This window comes from Streptomyces sp. NEAU-sy36 (assembly GCF_013423905.1).
GTDB classification, from domain to species: Bacteria; Actinomycetota; Actinomycetes; order Streptomycetales; family Streptomycetaceae; genus Streptomyces; species Streptomyces misionensis.
Genome location: NZ_CP058977.1, coordinates 7,753,302 through 7,767,688, shown reverse-complemented (window position 1 = coordinate 7,767,688; position 14,387 = coordinate 7,753,302). Strand labels below are relative to the sequence as shown.

Sequence of the window (14,387 nt, the reverse complement as noted above, 5' to 3'; positions counted from 1 at the left end):
CATGCCCCGGCCGGGGCGCACCAAGGCGTTCCTGCGCCTGGTGATGATCGAGCACTCGGTCTTCGCGCTGCCCTTCGCGTACATCGCCTCGCTGACGGCGATGTACGAGTGGGACGAGAACATCCACTGGGGCCGGCTGCTGCTGGTCACGGTGTGCATGGTCGGTCTGCGCACGTTCGCGATGGCCGTCAACCGGATCATCGACCGCGAGATCGACGCCCGTAACCCGCGCACCGCCCACCGCGAGCTGGTGACGGGCGCGATGTCGGTGCGGCACGCCTGGACGGGCGCGCTGATCGCCCTGGTGGTCTTCCTGGGCGCGGCGGCGCTGCTGAACCCGCTGTGCCTGGCGCTGGCCCCGGTCGCGGTGATCCCGATGGTGGTCTACCCCTACGGGAAGCGCTTCACCAACTTCCCGCAGGCCATCCTGGGGCTGGCGCAGGCCATGGGCCCGATCGGCGGCTGGCTCGCCATCTCCGGCACCTGGTCCTGGGACGCGGTGGTCCTCGGTCTCGCGGTCGGCATCTGGATCGGCGGCTTCGACCTGATCTACGCCTGCCAGGACGTGGAGACGGACCGCGCCATCGGGGTGAAGTCGGTCCCGGCCCGCTTCGGCATCCCGGCCGCGATCCGGGGCGCCCGCGTCTGCCACACGATCACCACCGCGCTCTTCGTCTGGTACGCCCTGGCCACCCACGCCGGCCCGTTCTTCTGGCTCGGCCTGGTGATCGTCGCCGGTGCGTTCCTCTACGAGCACTCCATCGTCCGCCCGAACGACCTCTCCCGCCTCAACCGGGCGTTCTTCAGCGTCAACGGTTTCATCGGCATCGCCCTTTTCGTGTGCGCCCTGCTGGACCTGCTGGTCCGGGGGCTGACCGTCTGAACCCGGGCCCCGGGCCCGGCTCTTGCCCCCACCCGGCCTGAGCCCGGGTGGGCGCGCCGGTACGCTCAAGGTGTGAACGCAGGAGAAACGCGGCGCGTGCCTTGGATCGTGGGGGTGTCCGGAGCTTCCGGGACTCCCTATGCGGCTGCCGTGCTGCGGGGGCTGCTGGGGGCGGGGGAGGCGGTGGACCTGGTGGTCAGCCGGGCCTCCCGGCTGACGCTGCTGGACGAGACGGGGATCTCGTTCCGGGACGCCCACTGGCAGGACGACCTGCGGGAATGGCTGGCCCGGGGCGCCGACGGCAAGCCCGGGACCTTCGATGTGGACCTCTCCGGGGTGCGGTACTGGAACGCGGGCGACCTCGCGGCGGGGCCGTCCTCCGGCTCGTACCCGGCGAAGGGCATGCTGATCGTGCCCGCCTCCACGGCGTGCGTGGCCGGCGTCGCGCTCGGGCTGTCCAAGGACCTGCTCCAGCGCACCGCGAGCGTCACGTTGAAGGAACGCCGGACCCTCGTCGTCGCCGTGCGGGAGACCCCCCTGAACGGCCAGACCCTGCGGCACCTCGTCGCCCTGGACGACGCCGGCGCCTCGGTCGTCCCCGCCTCGCCCGCCTTCTACGCGGGCGCCACCCACATCCAGGACTTGGTGGACTTCGTCGCCGGGCGGGTGCTGGACGCGGCGGGTGTCGAACACGGCCTGTACCGGCGCTGGCGCGGCGAGCTGGGCGGCGGTACGGCCCAGCAGTAGCGCTCTACCCCTCATCACTCGAGAACTCTTCAGCGGAAGGCTTCGATCGCATGGACGCGGTGGACAGGCAGCTCATCCAGGCCCTGAGGGAGAACGGCCGGGCCTCATACGCGGAGCTGGGACGCCTCGTCGGGCTGTCGGGCCCCAGCGTCACCGACCGCATCAACCGGCTGGAGGCGGCCGGGGTCATCACCGGCTACCGCGCCACGGTCGACTCGGCCTCCCTCGGCCTCGGCGTCACCGCCCTGATCGGCATCTCGCTGTCCGACGCCGCCGATCACGAGGACGTCGCGCAGCGGCTGCGGGACCTCAAGGAGATCGAGGACTGCTGGTTCATCGCCGGCGACGACTCCTTCATGCTCAAGGCGCGGGCGACCGACGTGGACGGCCTGGAGCGGATCATCCGCCGGCTCAGCGGCACCAAGGGCGTGTCCCGCACCCGTACGACGATCGTGCTCTCCACCAAGTGGGAGAACCGGGTCGGGGAGCTGCCGGAAGAGGTCTAGGGATACCGTAGGCCGGACTGTCGTAGAAAGGTGTTGGCATGGACGTCGGGCTCAAGCGCGAGCTGGAGGAGAAGGTCCGTTCCGGTGAGCGGCTGACCCGCGAGGACGGCATCGCGCTGTACGAGTCGGACGATCTGGCCTGGCTCGGCGGCCTGGCGCACGAGGTGCGCACGCGCAAGAACGGCGACGTCGTGCACTTCAACGTCAACCGCCACCTGAACATGACGAACGTGTGCACGGCCTCCTGCGCGTACTGCTCCTTCCAGCGCAAGCCGGGGGAGAAGGACGCGTACACGATGCGCATCGAGGAGGCCGTCAGGCTCGCGAAGGCGATGGAGACGGAGAACCTCACCGAGCTGCACATCGTCAACGGGCTGCACCCGAACCTGCCGTGGCGGTACTACCCGCGGTCCCTGCGCGAGCTGAAGGCGGCCCTGCCGAACGTCTCGCTGAAGGCGTTCACGGCGACGGAGATCCACCACTTCGAGACGATCTCCGGGCTGTCCGCGTCGGAGATCCTGGACGAGCTGATCGACGCGGGTCTGGAGTCCCTCACCGGTGGTGGTGCGGAGATCTTCGACTGGGAGGTCCGTCAGCACATCGTGGACCACAAGACCCACTGGGAGGACTGGTCCCGCATTCACCGGCTGGCGCACGAGAAGGGTCTGAAGACCCCGGCCACCATGCTCTACGGCCACATCGAGGAGCCGCGCCACCGCGTCGACCACGTGCTGCGGCTGCGTGAGCTGCAGGACGAGACGGGCGGCTTCCAGGTCTTCATCCCGCTGCGCTACCAGCACGACTTCGTGGACATGAAGGACGGCAAGATCCGCAACCGCCTCCAGGCGCGGACGACGATGGCGACGGGTGCGGAGGCGCTGAAGACCTTCGCGGTCTCCCGGCTGCTGTTCGACAACGTCCCGCACGTCAAGGTCTTCTGGGTCATGCACGGCGTCCAGACCGCGCAGCTGGCCCTCCAGCACGGCGCGGACGACATGGACGGCTCGGTCGTCGAGTACAAGATCACGCACGACGCGGACAACTACGGCACCCCGAACAAGCTGACCCGCGAGGACCTGCTGGACCTCATCCGCGACGCCGGCTTCCGCCCGGTGGAGCGCAACACGCGCTACGAGATCATCCGCGAGTACGACCCCGCGGACCCGGCCCGCCGGGACGCCCCGCAGCCGATGCGCGTCTGACCTCCCGACCGACCCCACCCGCCTGCTCGGCGGGTGGGTGTGCGCGCGGGGAGACGGCTTGGCCCGTCCACCCGGCGGAGCGGTCCCGGGGCGCGGAGAACCGCGCGAGCGGCCCGGGACCGGACCCGCACCCGGGCGACTCACTCCACGACCGCGCGCCCCGCAACCGACGACGCACGACCAGCCACCCCGTGCCTGGTCCGGCGGCCGGCCAGCCGCCCTGTGTCTGGTCCGGCGGTCGGCTGCCTCCGCTGTGCTCGGTCCCGGGGGCGCGCGATCACCCGGCTTGACCGTGCCCGTGCCGGGGGAATGGGTGACCGGCTCCACTTCGCCCGCGCCGGGCGGCGGATGACCAGCCGGCCCGTGCCTGGCTCTGGGGGCCGGCTGCCTCCGCTGTGCTCGGTCCCGGTGGCGCGCGATCACCCGGCTTGGCCATGGTCGTGCCGGGGGAATGGGTGACCGGCTCCACTTCGCCCGCGCCGGGCGGCGGATGACCGGCCGCCTCGTGTCTGGTCTGGCGGTCGGCTGCCTCCGCTGTGCTCGGTCCCGGTGGCGCGTGACCACCCGGCTTGGCCATGCCCGCGCCGGGCGACGGATGATCGGCCGCTCCGTGCCTGGTCCGGCGGCCAGCCGCCTCCGCCCTGCTCGGTCCCGATGGCGCGCGACCACCCAACTCGGCCATGCCCGCGCCGGGCGACGGATGACCGGCTTCACCTCGCCCGCGCCGGGCGGCGGATGGCCAGTCGGCCCGTGTCTGGTCCGGCGGTCGGCCGCCTCCGCCGTGCTCGGTCCCGGTGGCGCGCGGCCACCCAACTCGGCCATGCCCGCGGCGGGCCAGCCACCCCGCGCCCGGTCCGGCGGCCGGCCGGCCCACGTCCGCCCCCGGCGGCGCATGGCCCGGCCACCCTCGCGCGGCTCCGGCGGCGGTGACCGCCGACCGTTCGCGCGGCTCCGGCGGCGCCCGCCCGGCCTCGCGCCCGCCCGGTGACGCCCCCCGTTCACCCTCCCCTCCCCCCGGGTACTCGGCGCGCATGGCCACCACCGACGCGCCCGAGGACGCCTACACCGCCGAGCCGTTCCTGCCCGAGCGCGGGGGGCTGGAGGCGTTGCGGGAGGCGGCGGCCGGGTGCCGGGGGTGTCCGCTGCACCTGCACGCGAGCCGGACGGTCTTCGGCGAGGGGAGCGCGGACGCCCGGCTGATGTTCGTGGGGGAGCAGCCCGGCGATCAGGAGGACCGGAAGGGGAAGCCCTTCGTCGGCCCCGCGGGCCACCTCCTGGACAGGGCGCTGGAGGAAGCGGGCCTGGACCCCGCGGACGCGTACGTCACCAACGCGGTCAAGCACTTCAAGTTCACGCAGACCGAACCGCGCAAGCGCAGGATCCACCGCGCTCCCACGCTCAGGGAGATGACGGCCTGCGCCCCTTGGCTGGAAAGGGAGCTGGCGCTGGTCGAGCCCGAGCTGATCGTCGTCCTGGGCGCCACCGCCGGCAAGGCCCTCCTCGGCTCCTCCTTCCGGGTCGGCCGGGTGCGCGGGACCGTCCTGGAGGAAGACATCCACGGCCACCACGAGCGGCTGGTCCCCACCGTCCACCCCTCCTCCGTGCTGCGCGCCGAGGACCGTGACACGGCCTACCGGGGCTTCGTCGCCGACCTGAAAGTGGCTGCGCGCGCCCTCGGGTAATGGATAAGATCCCCTTGTGGTCCTTACCTGCACACTGGAACCCCCCGTCACCCCCGCCCTCCGCGACCGCATCCTCGACCTGTGGACGGACGTCTCCAACGCGGGCGGCGCCGTCGGCTTCGTGCCGCCGGTCACCCGTGAGCGCGTCCGTCCGGAGCTGGTGCGCCACTTCGTACAGATGGCCGAGGGCCGCACCCGCCTCCTCGTGGGCCACGACGAGCACGGCGACCTGGCCGCCGCCGCCTTCCTCGCCCGCTCCGCCGACCCCCTGTCGGCCCACACGCTGGGGCTGTACTCGGTGATGGTGCACCCCAAGCACCAGGGCAGGGGCTACGGCCGCGCCCTGATGACCGCGGCCGAGAGGGCGGCCCGCGCCACCGACGGCATCGAGGTCATCCGGCTGTCCTGCCGCGGCGGCCACGGACTGGAGCGGTTCTACTCCTCCCTCGGCTACCGGGAGGTCGGCCGCGTCCCCGGCGCCGTACGGGTCGCGCCGGGCGACGACCGCGACGAGATCATCATGGTGCTGCCGCTCGCCTGACCCCGCTGCATGATCGCCCGCGAGACGTGCTTCACTGGACGATGACCCCTTTTGGATTCGGACGAGTGGATTGAGATGCTCCGCTACACGCTGATGCGCCTCGGTATCTTCGTGGGCTGCCTCCTGGTCGTCTGGGGAGCCGTCTACGCCGGCATCTTCCCGCGCGGTCTGGGCAGCTCCAACGGGCTGTGGATCCTGCTGCTCGCCCTGGTCGTCTCGGCGCCGATCAGCTGGGTGGCGCTGCGGAGGGAGCGGGACCGGGCCTCGATGCACATCGTGGGCCGGGTCGACCGGATGAAGGCGAACCTGGAGGCGAACCGCACCCAGGAGGACATCGCCGACGACGCCGCGCGCGCCCAGAGCCAGGTGTCGTAGCGCCGGTCCCGGCCGGTCGCGGATCCCGGTCCGCCCCGTACCGGGATCGCCGAAGATCACCTGAGCCCGTCACGGGCGCCTTACGCTTGCCCTCATGGGTGCCGTCAAGACCAAACGGATGCCGAGGGCGGAGCGCGAGCGGCAGATGCTCGACGCCGCCGTCCAGATCATCGGCCGGCACGGCTACACGGCCGCGTCGATGGACGACATCGCCGAACTGGCGGGCGTCTCCAAGCCGTTGGTCTACCTGTACCTCAACTCCAAGGACGACCTCTTCACCGCGTGCATCCGCCGTGAGGCCGCCGCCCTCACCCGGGCGGTGCGCGCGGCGGTGCGTCCGGACCTGCCGGCGGAACGCCAACTCTGGGACGGCCTGCGGGCGTTCTTCACCTACACCGCCGAGCACCCCGACGGCTGGACCGTCCTCCACCTCCAAGCCCGCACCCACGGCCCGAAGTTCGCCGCCGAGGCCGATGCGATGCGCGCGGAGATGGTCACCTTCGTCACCCGGCTGATAGCGTCCGCCGCCCGCGAGTCCCACCTCGCCCGCGACCTGCCGGAGCACGAGGTCGCCGGCCTCGCCATGGCCCTGATCGGCTCGGCGGAATCCCTGGCCGACTGGGCCAACACCACCGATGGCGTCACCGCCGCCCAGGCCGCCGGCACGCTGATGAATTTCGCCTGGTCGGGCCTGGGCGACCTCATGACCGGCAACCGCTGGACCGCGCCGGACCCCGCCTGAACCGTCGGCGCCGGCCTACACCGCCCCGCCCGCCCTCCCCGACAGGTGCAACCGCCCCCGCTCGCCGCGCAGTTCGAACCGGTCGCCCTCCGCGCCGTAGCGCACCGTCCCCGGCAGCAGCACCGGGGAGCGGAAGCGCACGTCGGCCGTGCTCACGTCGCCGTACGCGGCGAGGCACCGCGCCGCGGTCCACATGCCGTGGGCGATCGCGCGCGGGAAGCCGAACAGGCGGGCGGTGAGCGGGTGCAGGTGGATGGGGTTGCGGTCGCCGGACAGGGCGGCGTAGGCGCGGCCCAGGCCGGCCGGGAGCGGCCATTCGGCCAGGACCGGCAGGGGGACGGGGCCCGGGGGTCCGGCGGGCGCGGGACCGTGGGCGGTGCGGTGGCGGGCCAGGTAGGTGCTGCGGGACTCCCAGACCAGGTTCCCGTCCAGCCGGGCCTCCGTCAGCACCGTGGCCTGCGTGCCCCGGTGGTGCGGGGACAAGTCGTCGACCTGGACGCCGAGTTCGTACGCGGCGCCGGCAGGCAGCGCGGTGTGGCGGGTCAGAGTGATCGAGGTGTGGACCAGGCCCAGCAGCGGCAGCGGGAAGTCCCGCGCGCTCAGCAGGCGCATGGTCAGGGGGAAGGCCAGGAGGTGGGGATAGGGGAGGGGGAGGTGTCCGGCCGGTGGCGGGAAGCCGCAGAGGCGGTGGTAGGACGACAGCCGGGACGCGTCGGCGCGGACGTCCCGCAGAATCAGGCGGGTGCGCGGGTACGACGCCTGCGGGGACGGGCGCTTCGCCGGGGACCGCAGCGCGCCCCGCGTCAGCGACCGTGCCAGGGACGGTGCCTTGCCGAGGACGACGGCCGTCGTCATCAAACCCCCCGGGGACGGGAACGAATTCCTTACCGGACAGTAAGGTTACCGTAGGTAAGTTGTGGTGGGCCAGTGAGCGGAGGTTGCACAGCCCCGTCCCCGGACCATTCCCGAAGCCGCACGAAGCCCTCACAAAGGGCCCGTACGATCACTCGCCTGACCGGCGGTAACCACCCTCAGCTCGTTCGCCGCGCGCTCCGCCGCCGGTGAACGCCTCGCAGCCCGTCCGAGGAGCCGCCCGTGTCCACGCCGTCCACCGCCAACTCCCCCGTCTCCGCCGTCGACTACGACGGGCGGCCGGTGCTCGTCGCGCCCGAGACGCGGCGGCTCGACGGGGCCGTGCGGGAAGCGGTCGTGCCGCCCTTCGCCCCGCCGGTGCAGCGCGGCTCGCTCGCCGACCTGCCGTTCGACAACGCGGCCGCCGACCCGGACGCCGTCGTGCTCAGCCGCAGGCTCCCCGAGGGCCGCTGGACCGACCTCACCGCCGCCCGCTTCGCCGCCCAGGTGCTCGCGACCGCCAAGGGGCTGATCGCCGAGGGGCTCGCGCCCGGCGACCGCATCGCCATCATGGCCCGCACGACGTACGAGTGGACGCTCCTCGACTTCGCCGCCTGGGCCGCCGGGCTCGTCACCGTCCCCGTCTATCCCACCTCCTCCGTCTTCCAGACCCGCTGGATCCTGCACGACTCCGGCGCCGTCGCCCTCGTCACCGAGACCGCCCGGCAGGCCTCCGCCCTCGGCCCCGAACTCCAGCACCTGCCCGACCTCAAGCACCTGTGGGTCATGGAGAAGGGGCACGTGGACCGGCTCTCCGACGCCGGGGCCCGGGTCCCGGAGGCGGAGACCGGCGTACGGCGGGGCATGCTCGGGCCGGACACCCTCGCCACCCTCGTCTACACCTCCGGCACCACCGGCCGTCCCAAGGGCTGCGCGCTCACCCACGGCAACTTCCTCGCCGAGGTCGACAACGCCATCGAACTGCTCTACCCCGTCTTCAAGCAGAAGGACGACGACCCCTCCGTCCTGCTCTTCCTGCCCCTGTCGCACGTCTTCGGGCGCATGGTGGCCATCGCCTGCCTCCGCGCCCGCGTCCGCCTCGGGCACGCGCCCAGCCTCAAGGCGGACGACCTGCTGCCCGACCTCGCCGCCTTCCGGCCCACCTGCCTGCTGGCCATCCCCTACATGCTGGAGAAGATCTTCAACTCGGCCCGCGCCAAGGCCGAGTCCGGTGGCCGCGCCGCCGTCTTCGACCGGGCCGCCGCCGTCGCCCGCCGCTACGGCGAGGCGCTCCAGGCCCGGCAGAGCGGCAGCGGCGAGGGGCCCGGCCGCGCGCTGAGAACCCAGCGCGGTTTCTACGACCCGCTCGTCTACCGCCGCATCCGGGGCGCCATGGGCGGCCGGGTCCGGCACGTCATCTGCGGCGGCTCCCCGCTCGCCCGCCCCCTCGCCGCGTTCTACGCGGGCGCCGGCATCGAGATCTACGAGGGGTACGGCCTCACCGAGACCACCGGCGCCACCACCGTCACCCCGCCGCTCAAGCCCCGCCTCGGCACGGTGGGCTGGCCGCTGCCCGGCACCCGCGTGCGGATCGCTGCCGACGGGGAGATCCTCGTCTCCGGCGACCACGTGCTGCGCGGTTACTGGGACCCGCAGGCCGGCGGGGTCGTCCCCGCGACCCGCGACGGCTGGCTGCACACCGGGGACCTCGGCCGGCTGGACGACGAGGGCTATCTGACCATCACCGGCCGCAAGAAGGAACTCCTCATCACGTCGGGCGGCAAGTCGGTGGCGCCCGCGCCGCTGGAGAACTGGCTGCGCCAGCACCCGCTGATCTCCCAGGCGATGCTGGTCGGCGACGGCCGTCCGTACGTCGCCGCGCTGCTCACCCTCGACGCCGAGGGCATCACCCACTGGCGCCGGATGAACGGCAAACACCCCGTACCGCCGGAACTCATCGCCGACGACCCGGAGTTGCTGGCGGTCCTGCAACGGGCCGTGGACGATGCCAACCGGCTCGTCTCCCGCCCCGAGTCCATCCGCCGCTTCACCGTCCTCCCGGTCGACTTCACGGAGGAGGCCGGTCATCTGACCCCGTCCATGAAGCTCCGGCGCGAGCAGATCCTGCGGGACTTCGGGCGCGAGGTGGCGGGCCTGTACGACGGGGCCTGAACCGGAATCTCCGCCAACGCTCCTTTTATCGCGCGTACTTGGCAGGACCTTTGCTGTGTATTGCCGGCAGCCGGTTGCCGGGGGCCAGTCCGTTGACTGCACACTGACAACAACGGGCGCACGTTCACCCCCACTGGTGGCCACCAGCTACGTCTGCACCGCGAGTTCCGCGAGAAGGAGCAGCATGTCTGCAACGATCCGCCTCACCGCCGCCACAGCCGTAGCCGCAGCCGTTCTGTCCGCGCTGGCGACCTCCCCCGCGGCCGCCGCCGCCCCGGCCCTGCGCATGACCCCGGTCAGCGGTCACCTCACCAGCCACCACCTGGTCGGTGGCATCAGGAACAGCACCAGCTCCAACTGGGCCGGTTACGCCGCGACCGGCACGACGTTCACCAGCGTCTCCGCGAGCTGGGTGCAGCCGGCGGTCAGTTGCACGAGCGCGACCACGTACTCCTCGTTCTGGGTCGGCATCGACGGTGACGGCAGCAACTCCGTGGAGCAGACGGGTACCGAGGCGGACTGCTCCAGCGGCCGGGCGGTCTACTCGTCCTGGTACGAGATGTACCCGGCGTACCCCGTCAACTACAGCAACACGGTGAGCGCCGGCGACCACTTCACGGCCACGGTCAGCAGAAGCGGCAGCACGTACACGCTCTCCCTGTCGGACACCACCAAGGGGTGGACGAAGACCACCACCAAGACGCAGAGCGGTCTGTCCAACGCCTCGGCCGAGGTGATCGCCGAGGCGCCGTCCAGCTCCACCGGTGTGCTGCCGCTGTCGAACTTCGGTACCGCGAACTTCACCAGCGCCACCGCCAACGGCCAGGCGATAGGCAACTTCTCGCCCGACAAGATCAACATGGCGTCGGGCAGCACCACCAAGGCGACCACCTCCTCGCTGAGCGGCGGGGAGAACTTCTCGGTCACCTACAACCACAGCTGAACCGGCCACCGGCCGATCCGGCGGGGCGGTCCCGGGCGCTACGGCGTTCCGGGGCCGCCCCGTTTTCCGTCGCCGGGCCACAGCGGGATCTCGGCCCACACCGTCTTGCCGACGACCCGCTCCGTGACGCCCCACTCGCGCGACAGCGCCTCCACGAGGATCAGTCCCCGGCCGTGTTCGTCCTGCGGTGCCCCGCGCAGCATCTGGAGACGGCGTTCCCCTCGCGCGTCGCTCACCTCGATGCGCAGGGCGTCCGCCCCGGGCAGCAGCGTCAGCCTCAGCTCGAAGTCCCGGCCCGGTACCCGGCCGTGGGCGACGGCGTTGGTGGCCAGCTCCGAGACGAGGAGCTGGGCGGTCTCGTTCGGACCGCTCTCATAGGGGTATCCCCAACTCGCGAGCGAGGCGGCGGTGAGCCGCCGGGCCAGCCGGGCGCCGCGGGGGGTGGCGCTGAGCCGCTGGACCAACTCTTGCAGGGGGGTGGAGATTTGCGGATTCACATCACTGAGCGTGGCCGGTTCTCCCTACGCTGACCAGGAGTAACCCGGCGACTGTGCGTAGTCGTACGGGTGCGGTCGGGTTGCCGTACGAGCGTCGGAGGGTGATGTGGCGGAGGAACGGGAGCGGAGGCCGGACACACCGGCGGAGGCGAACGGGGCGGTGGCGGTCTTCGTACTGCTGGGCAAGCAGTTGAAGCTGCTGCGGGAGCGGGCAGGACTCAGTCAACGGGAGTTCGGAGTGTTGGTGGGCTACGGCCCCGACCAGATCTCCGCCATGGAGAGGGGGGTGCGCACACCAAGGCCGGAGTTCCTGATCAAGGCGGACGAAATCTTGAACGCCAGCGGGATGCTGGTCGCAGTCACCCCCGACGTGGAGGAGGCGATGAGCCGCGCACGGACACGTCATCCCGAGTGGTACCGGGATCATGCCGCGACGGAGGCGGAGGCGGAGGAACTGCACCATTACTGCAACCACGTCATGCACGGCCTGCTCCAGACCGAGGCCCACGCGCGGGTCCTGTTCGCCAAGCGACGGCCGTTCCTCAGCGACGAGACCATCGAGAAGCGGGTGGCTGATCGGCTTTCGCGTCAACAAGTCTTCGAACGCTGGCCCGCGCCCGTCGTGAGTTACATCCTCGAAGAGGTGGTACTCGACCGGCCGATCGGAGGGCCGAGGGTTCATGGGGACCAACTGCGACGCCTGCTGACGCTCGGGGAAAGGCAGAACGTCGAGATCCAGGTGATGCCGACCAAGGTCGAGGAACACCCCAACCTGGACAGCGCGTTCAACCTCCTGGTGCCGAAAGGCCACGCGCAGGTGGCGTACCTGGAAGCGCAGGGCCACCCGCAGCTGATCACCGACCGCGAAGAGGTCCGGAAGATCGCAGACCGCTATGGGATCATGCGCGCGATGGCGCTGAGCCCCATGGAGTCCCGCGCTCTGATCGCACAGAAGCTGGAGGAGCTATGAGTACCGAGGACCTGGCCTGGTTCAAGTCCAGCTACAGCAGCGGCGAGGGCGGTGATTGCGTCGAGGTCGCCTGCAGCTGGCGCAAGTCCAGCCACAGCGACGGCGAGGGCGGCCAGTGCCTCGAACTCGCTCAACACCCCGCCGCCGTCCACATCCGCGACTCGAAACGCCCCGCCCCCCACCTCACCGTCACCCCCGCCACCTGGGCCGCCTTCCTCTCGGTTGCCCGAGTCACGGCAAGGTGAGCGATTGGCGGGCCCCCGCGGCAGCGGACCGGTACCGTACGGGACGTTCCGTTCGCAACCAAATGCCGGGGAACCGTCCGGGACCGGATCGGTAACGCCCGCTCGTAGCCTGCCTTTCCACCCTCGCCGACTTCGTCATCCGAGCAGAGGTATGAAAGAAGACAACGACGTCAGCCGGATCTTCCTGCTGAACCCGGATCCGCGCCTCCTGAGCGAGGCGCACCGGGCCGGCGTACAAGTGCGCTCGGCCCGGACCGAGGCGCACGACGAGTCCGCGCTGCGGCCCCTCCTGAAGGAGGCCGCGGCGGCCGGACTCTTCGTCAACCCCGCGCGCGCCCTGCGACTGCTGGCCGACCCCGAGGCCGTACAGCGGCTGGTACGGGACAACCGGCTGTCGCCGGACGCCGGAGCGGTGTCCGGCGCGCCCCGGCTGACCGTGGAGACCCTCAGCGTGCACGGGATGCACCAGACCGTGGGGATCACCGCCCGCATGCCGTACGGCCTGCTCCACCCGGCCCCCCTGACGGAGGACACCGCGGCGGAGGTACGGGCCGTGGTGACCGCGCTGCTGGACCTGACCGGATACCAGTACGGTCCCGCGCACACCGGGGTCACGCTGACCCGGCAGGGCCCGGTGATCACCGGGTGCCGGGCGGGCCTCGCGGACGACCCGGTGCCCGAACTGCTCAAGGTGGCCGGGGGCTTCGACCTGGCCGCCGGAGCCGTACGGGTGCTGGCCGGAAAGCTCGTGGAGGCCGCACGCCCGTGCCGGTTCGCCGCCGCGGCCGAACTGAGCCGGCCCTGGCGGCTGGGCGCCGGGGAGGTGGGAACGGTTCCGGATGTGCGGGTCGTGTCGACGTCCGGGTCCCGCGGCCCCGGGCACTTCGTGGTGCACGCCGACTCCCCGGAAGGCGCGGCACAGCGGGTGACCTCGCTGAGCGCGCTGGTCGCGGGGGAGGCGAGCTGATCCGGAGAACCGGGAACGGATCGGTAACGAAACGGTAGAGGCCCGTCCCATCGTTGATACGTCGCCGGAAGAAGGACGACGACGCCCGCGACGTCAACAGGAGGCGGAGTCAGGATGCTGAAGTTCTCGATTCTCGGGGCACTGCAGGTCCGCACCGTGTCCGGCCCTGCGGAGATCTCCGGCGACCTGCAACGAACCCTCGTGCAGACGCTGCTGGTCAGCGAGGGACAGCCGGTGTCCGGTGAGGGGCTGGTCGAGGAGATGTGGGGTGAGGCCGTACCCGACAACCAGGCCAACGCCCTCCAGGCGCACGTGAGCCGACTGCGAAGGAAGCTGAAAGCCCTGGAACCGGGGCGTCCGGTATCTCGGGTGACGATTCATCCCTCCGGATACCGGCTCACCGTGGAGGAGGGAGAACTGGACGCGGCCGAGTTCGTACGGACCGTGCGCGAAGCGGAATCGTGCTCGGCGTACGACGCGGAAGGCACCGCCCGGATGCTCGGGCAGGCCCTGTCGCTGTGGCGCGGACCGGTCTTCGGAGGGTTCCCCGGAGGCACCCTCTGCCAGCTGGCCGGGGCGCGGTACGAGGAGTACCGGATGCGGGCCATGGAGCTGCGCTTCGACGCGGAACTGCGGCTGGGACGGCATGCGTCCGTCCTCGCCGAACTGGCCGAGGCCCACTCCAACCACCCGCTGCGCGAGCGTTTCTGCGAGCAGTTGATGGTCGCCCTGTACTGCTCAGGACGGCAGGCCGACGCCCTCGACGTGTACCGCCGGATGCGCCGCCAGCTCGACGAGGAACTCGGCATCCAGCCCTCGCCCGCGCTGCGCCGCGTGGAGAGCGCGATACTCCGTCATGATCCCGCGCTCGTCGGTGATGCGCGTTCCACCCTCCTCCAGATCGCCTGAGGTGGTTAGCCTGTTCGCCAGGACCGGGGGAAACCCCAGGTAGCCGGAAACGCCTCCTCCGTGCTGTTCGTTCGGGTACAACCTAGGGTGGTCCCGAACAACTCGGGCCGAGCGGTGCGGCGGGGGCGGAGGGGACGGGTTCGTGGAATCGGCG

At 71.5% G+C, this 14,387-nt stretch carries 16 protein-coding genes; 14 read left to right on the top strand and 2 right to left on the bottom strand.

The window, feature by feature from the left end:
• Nucleotide 1 precedes the first annotated feature (1 nt).
• From mqnP to HZZ00_RS34040, 8 genes are all read left to right on the top strand, one after another.
• Nucleotides 2–883, top strand: coding sequence for a menaquinone biosynthesis prenyltransferase MqnP (mqnP, locus tag HZZ00_RS34075; RefSeq protein WP_180333818.1), 882 nt, complete (start codon nt 2–4; stop codon nt 881–883).
• 96 nt (nt 884–979) lie between these two features.
• A complete protein-coding gene (locus HZZ00_RS34070) occupies nt 980–1,630 on the top strand; it encodes a UbiX family flavin prenyltransferase (protein WP_180329921.1) in 651 nt (216 codons plus the stop codon).
• Between the two features lie 50 nt (nt 1,631–1,680).
• On the top strand, nt 1,681–2,136 hold the full coding sequence (locus HZZ00_RS34065; protein ID WP_070025304.1) for an Lrp/AsnC family transcriptional regulator: 456 nt from the start codon (nt 1,681–1,683) through the stop codon (nt 2,134–2,136).
• Nucleotides 2,137–2,174: 38 nt separating this feature from the next.
• Nucleotides 2,175–3,338, top strand: coding sequence for an aminofutalosine synthase MqnE (mqnE, locus tag HZZ00_RS34060; protein WP_070025305.1), 1,164 nt, complete (start codon nt 2,175–2,177; stop codon nt 3,336–3,338).
• A gap of 1,031 nt (nt 3,339–4,369) precedes the next feature.
• A complete protein-coding gene (locus HZZ00_RS34055) occupies nt 4,370–5,020 on the top strand; it encodes a UdgX family uracil-DNA binding protein (RefSeq protein WP_180329920.1) in 651 nt (216 codons plus the stop codon).
• Nucleotides 5,021–5,036: 16 nt separating this feature from the next.
• Nucleotides 5,037–5,561, top strand: a complete 525-nt coding sequence (locus HZZ00_RS34050) for a GNAT family N-acetyltransferase (protein WP_180329919.1) — start codon at nt 5,037–5,039, stop codon at nt 5,559–5,561.
• 75 nt (nt 5,562–5,636) lie between these two features.
• Nucleotides 5,637–5,936 (top strand): DUF4229 domain-containing protein, encoded by a 300-nt coding sequence (locus HZZ00_RS34045; protein ID WP_180329918.1) that lies wholly within the window; start codon nt 5,637–5,639, stop codon nt 5,934–5,936.
• 94 nt (nt 5,937–6,030) lie between these two features.
• Nucleotides 6,031–6,678: a TetR/AcrR family transcriptional regulator gene (locus tag HZZ00_RS34040; protein ID WP_180329917.1), complete on the top strand. Its 648-nt coding sequence runs from the start codon at nt 6,031–6,033 to the stop codon at nt 6,676–6,678.
• 15 nt (nt 6,679–6,693) lie between these two features.
• Here the strand turns inward: HZZ00_RS34040 and HZZ00_RS34035 are convergent, their stop codons facing one another.
• Nucleotides 6,694–7,533 carry a MaoC/PaaZ C-terminal domain-containing protein gene (locus HZZ00_RS34035; RefSeq protein WP_180329916.1) on the bottom strand — a complete coding sequence of 280 codons (840 nt, stop codon included), beginning with the start codon at nt 7,531–7,533 and terminating at the stop codon, nt 6,694–6,696.
• 240 nt (nt 7,534–7,773) lie between these two features.
• Here HZZ00_RS34035 and HZZ00_RS34030 point away from each other — a divergent pair, with 240 nt between their 5' ends.
• Together HZZ00_RS34030 and HZZ00_RS34025 are read left to right on the top strand one after the other, a co-directional pair.
• Entirely contained in the window at nt 7,774–9,702 is a 1,929-nt protein-coding gene (locus HZZ00_RS34030) for a long-chain fatty acid--CoA ligase (protein ID WP_180329915.1), read from the top strand.
• 184 nt (nt 9,703–9,886) lie between these two features.
• Entirely contained in the window at nt 9,887–10,645 is a 759-nt protein-coding gene (locus HZZ00_RS34025) for a G1 family glutamic endopeptidase (RefSeq protein WP_180329914.1), read from the top strand.
• A gap of 38 nt (nt 10,646–10,683) precedes the next feature.
• On the opposite strand, the gene HZZ00_RS34020 is transcribed toward HZZ00_RS34025, so the two are convergent.
• On the bottom strand, nt 10,684–11,142 hold the full coding sequence (locus HZZ00_RS34020; protein WP_180329913.1) for an ATP-binding protein: 459 nt from the start codon (nt 11,140–11,142) through the stop codon (nt 10,684–10,686).
• A 160-nt stretch (nt 11,143–11,302) separates the two neighbouring features.
• Between HZZ00_RS34020 and HZZ00_RS34015 the strand changes: the two genes are divergently transcribed.
• The 4 genes from HZZ00_RS34015 (at nt 11,303) to HZZ00_RS34000 (ending at nt 14,233) form a co-directional block, all read left to right on the top strand.
• Nucleotides 11,303–12,112: a helix-turn-helix domain-containing protein gene (locus HZZ00_RS34015; RefSeq protein WP_374028501.1), complete on the top strand. Its 810-nt coding sequence runs from the start codon at nt 11,303–11,305 to the stop codon at nt 12,110–12,112.
• Nucleotides 12,109–12,357, top strand: a complete 249-nt coding sequence (locus tag HZZ00_RS34010; RefSeq protein ID WP_180329911.1) for a DUF397 domain-containing protein — start codon at nt 12,109–12,111, stop codon at nt 12,355–12,357. The genes HZZ00_RS34015 and HZZ00_RS34010 overlap by 4 nt, the downstream gene beginning before the upstream one ends.
• Before the next feature lie 151 nt (nt 12,358–12,508).
• Nucleotides 12,509–13,324, top strand: coding sequence for a hypothetical protein (locus HZZ00_RS34005; protein ID WP_180329910.1), 816 nt, complete (start codon nt 12,509–12,511; stop codon nt 13,322–13,324).
• 114 nt (nt 13,325–13,438) lie between these two features.
• Nucleotides 13,439–14,233 (top strand): AfsR/SARP family transcriptional regulator, encoded by a 795-nt coding sequence (locus tag HZZ00_RS34000; protein ID WP_180329909.1) that lies wholly within the window; start codon nt 13,439–13,441, stop codon nt 14,231–14,233.
• Nucleotides 14,234–14,387: the final 154 nt, after the last annotated feature.